Genomic DNA, 1738 nt, shown 5'->3' with positions numbered 1-1738 from the left:
CAAACTGGTCCTTCCGCGTTTTTGGTGCAGCGGAATGACTGGAGCGCTTCCGTTCATGCGGCCTCCAGAACCCGATGACGCAGCAGGTCGAACTTGGCGCGGCCGCACATGGTTCGCTTGATGGTCTTCAAGCGGCTGATTTGTCCCTCCACCGGCCCGGTGCTCCACGGCAGCGATAGCGCCGTGCGGATCGCYGCGAGATCACGCACGAGCCCATCGGCGAACYTGGCCAGGGCGGTTTCCCTCGCCGCGGCCAACCATCCATCCAACCGGTCTGCCTGCTGACGACGCAYCATGRTGCTGAACGCRCGCGCCAACTCGATGACCGTGGTGAGTCCCTCGGAACKGRCGAGCAAGGCATCGACGAACCGTTGCTCGGTGGCATCGATCGTCTCCGGATCGGCCACCACCAGCCACGCCGCCCGGCGTTTCGAGGGCATCTTCCACGGTCCCATCAAGCCCACCGCGCCARCTGAGGTCGGGCTTGCATCGCGCAGGCGGCGTACCCAGCGCTGCACGGTGCGGAGTTGCCCGCGAAACCCACGCTCCTGGATYTCCTGCCACAGCCGGACGGCGTTGTGGCAGCCCTCGCCCCAGCGCTGCCGGAGGTACACGGCGTGGMGATCGACCGCGCTGCCGCGATCCCGTTGCGACCAGACTGGAAGTTCGCCGGCCCGCACCCACGCRCGGACGGTCTTGCGATTGACGCCGAGCGTGCGGGCGATCCGCTTCATCGGCCAGCCTTGGCYGTGCAACGCCATCACCTCGTCAAACCGGGCCTKCCGRACGCCGTGGCGATCCGYCRTTGGCAACTCGGCCGCTGGTGCCGGGAGCGGTGGGGGCGYCGGGGACGGCGCGGGGGCCGTGCTGATTTCCATGGTGGCTCCCGCTGCCGCTTTGYTTGCCGCGCRCAGGTCATRATGATGGCGGTCGAGAACCCCRGCCAGAGCATCCCCGAGATTGCGCAGAAGGTGCCAGCGATCCGAGACCTGGACGGCGTTCGGAGCGCCGGCCCGAATGCCGTCGGCGTAAGCGCCGGCGCGGTCGCGGGCRACGACCTCCACCCCGGGATGGGYTTTCAACCACGCCGCCACCGTCTCCGCGTGGCGGTCGGGCAGCARGTCGATGGGACGGTTGCGTTCCAGATCGACGACGATCGTGCCGTAGCGCTGACCGCGCCGCCAGGACCAGTCGTCGATGCCGATGACGCGYGGTGTCGGCACCGCCGGCAGGRGAGCCGCCCGGATCAGGCGCAACAACGTGTCGCCGCTGACCGGCATGGCCARGCAAGCCGCCAAGCGGGCACCAGCCTCGCCGCCGGCGCTGAGGGCGATGCGCCGTTGCGCCTCCGACAGCCGGACGGTCCGCCGAACCTTCGGCAAGGCGACGGCCGGCAGACGTTCGGCGAAGATGCGGCGCGGGCACTCGACAGCGGCGCAGCGAAACCGTCGAACCTGGAGGTCGAGTTGGCCGACCCGGCCCTGCCAAGGCAGGTCGCCGAGGCGGCGACTGTACCGACTGTGAACGCGGCGCGAGGGATGCCGACACATGGGGCAGGCCGCCGTGGTGGCGCGAGCGCGCACGGCCACAACAACGCGATCATGGGCGACGGTGACGTGATCAACAGCGAGACCGGGCGGGAGCAGGGACAGCAGAGATTTTGACAAGGAAATCAGAGCACTCAGGAAAGGGATGCCGTTCCCCCTATGTGCTCACTGTCGCCCGCAAGTGCACTCAC

The 1738-nt window shown here is 68.7% G+C and carries 1 protein-coding gene; it reads right to left on the bottom strand.

The genetic code is table 11. From position 1 onward, the window contains the following. Nucleotides 1-53: 53 nt before the first annotated feature. On the bottom strand, nt 54-1676 hold the full coding sequence (locus tag AC1DVI_RS32270) for an ISL3 family transposase (protein WP_476961454.1): 1623 nt from the start codon (nt 1674-1676) through the stop codon (nt 54-56). Nucleotides 1677-1738 lie beyond the last annotated feature (62 nt).

Source organism: Azospirillum sp. P4_B5 (genome assembly GCF_056402275.1).
The sequence above is the reverse complement of the archived record's forward strand: the minus strand, read 5'-3'. Positions and strand labels throughout refer to the sequence as shown.